This is a genomic window from Stenotrophomonas sp. STEN083, assembly GCF_056759195.1.
On the sequence record NZ_JBRRCU010000113.1, the window covers coordinates 1 to 2,085 of the forward strand.

A 2,085-nucleotide genomic window follows, 5' to 3' on the forward strand; every position below is an offset into this window, starting at 1 on the left:
GTCACCGCCTGTATGCGCAAATACCTGACCAGGCTCAATGCCATGAAACGTGACAACGCACCCTGGATAGCGGGTATAGCGGGAGGCGCTAAAGACAGTTGACTCCTACAGTTCCTCCGGTCAGGGTTGTGTGCCTTCACACCGCCAATCACATTCCAGCGAAAACCCTCAGCGCCAACCGTCACTCAGCCATGCAGCAAGGTCGCTGTTTGCTAGTATCCCCAGACCAGCTTGGGGCATGAATGATGGCAGCAGAGAAGAATCCTATAACCCGAACGAGCGCGGGGATGCGCGCGGAGGGGGGCTGGGCGAGAGTCTTTGCAAACCGAGGTCTGTCAGCACTGATGATGCTGGCTGGATCTGCCGCGGCACCTGCCTGGGCGCAGGCGGGAGTGGATGGTTTTTCGCCAGCATTCGCGGTATTGCCGCTACCCGGGTTGCTCGCAGGTCTATGCCTGCTGTTGATCGTAGTTGTGTTGTGGTTGGGCATGCAGCTCAAGCAACAACGTCGCCAAGCCCAGCAATTGGCGGCGCAGGAGCACGCTCGATCAGATCAGTTGCACGAACAGAACGCCCGTCTGGAAGCCGCCCTGCTGGAAAAAGCGCAGCTTGAGCGCCGGCTGCGCGAGCAGGCCGAATCCTTCGAACGGCTGGCCAATGAAGATGATCTCAGCGGCCTTCCCAATCGTCGCGCGTTTGATGATGTGCTCGCACGCGATATGGCGGCAGCGCGTCGTACTGGGCGTTCACTGAGTCTGGTGGTGCTTAGCATCGATCACCTCAAGCAGATCAATGCCGAGTGGTCGCGTGCAGTCGGCGATCTGGTGTTGTGCGAAGTGGGCGACCTGATGCGGCGCAGCCTGCGTGCTTCCGACATGCCGGCACGGCTGGGTAACAAGGAGTTCGCGGTGTTGTTGAGCGACACGGCGCTGCCGGAAGCGGAGATCGCCTGTCAAAGGCTGCAGCGCCTGTTCGGCCAGTACGCCGAATGGGGCGGACACGAGGCCGGCGATATCAAGGTGAGTTTCAGTGCAGGCGTAGTGCAGCTGGGTGAGGACGATCAGGCGCCGGTACTGTTCTACCAGCGCGCAAAAAACGCGCTGGCACAGGCGAAGAAAGAGGGTCGCGCACGAACCTGCGCGGCCTGAGACTGGTAACGCTCAGCGACCGGACGCGGTCGGCCAGGCGTTGACGATCTTGCAGAACAGGCGCGCGGTCTGCTCGGTGTCGTACACCGCACTATGCGCCTCACTGGCATCCCATTCGAAGCCGGCAGCCTGCACCGAGCGCGCAAGCACGGTCTGGCCATAGGCCACGCCTGCCAGCGTCACTGTGTCGAACACGCTGAAGGGATGGAAGGGGTTGCGCTTGTGCCCGCTGCGGGCAACGGTAGCGTTGACGAAGTTCAGGTCGAAATGCGCGTTATGGCCGACCAGGATCGCGCGCTGGCAGTTGTACTTTTTCATCGCGGCACGGATCGGCGCGAACACATGTTCCAGCGCGTCGCGCTCAGGCTTGGCCAGGCGGAACGGATGGTCGAGCACAATGCCGGTGATTTCCAACGACTTGGGGTCGATTTCGGTGCCTTCGGCCGGAATCACATGCGCGCTGGCGGTCTGGCCCGGGTAGAGCTGGCCGTTCTCGTCCATCTCCACCGGTACGGCGGCGATCTCGAGCAGGGCATGGCGATTACAGTCAAAGCCGCCCGTTTCCACGTCCACCACCACCGGCAGGAAGCCACGGAAGCGTTGCGCCATCGGCGTGAAAGCAGGGCGGGGGACCGAGGGTTCAGCAAATTCGTTCATCGCAATAGGGTAGCAGAGCAGGTCAAGTGGCCGCGTCAGCAAGGGGCGGCAAGCGCTGTGGGGCACCTGTAGTGGGGGGGGGGGGGGGGGGGGGGGGGGGGGGGGGGGGGGGGGGGGGGGGGCGGGCGGGGGGGGGGGGGGGGGGGGGGGGGGGGGGGGGGGGGCGGGGGGGGGGGGGGGGGGCGGGGGGGGGGGGGGGGGGGGGCGGGGTGGGGGGCAGCGGGGGGGGGGGCGGTCCGGGGCGGGCGGGGCCGTGCGGCGTGACGGAGGGGGGCGGCTG

At 65.2% G+C, this 2,085-nt stretch carries 2 protein-coding genes; one reads left to right on the forward strand and one right to left on the reverse strand.

Annotated features, from left to right (window positions below; translation table 11 throughout):
* Positions 1-344: 344 nt before the first annotated feature.
* On the forward strand, positions 345-1,148 hold the full coding sequence (locus tag ACVOK8_RS19100; RefSeq protein ID WP_481568192.1) for a GGDEF domain-containing protein: 804 nt from the start codon (positions 345-347) through the stop codon (positions 1,146-1,148).
* 12 nt (positions 1,149-1,160) lie between these two features.
* Here ACVOK8_RS19100 and rnt read toward each other — a convergent pair whose 3' ends face one another.
* Entirely contained in the window at positions 1,161-1,805 is a 645-nt protein-coding gene (gene rnt / locus ACVOK8_RS19105; protein WP_481568193.1) for a ribonuclease T, read from the reverse strand.
* Positions 1,806-2,085 lie beyond the last annotated feature (280 nt).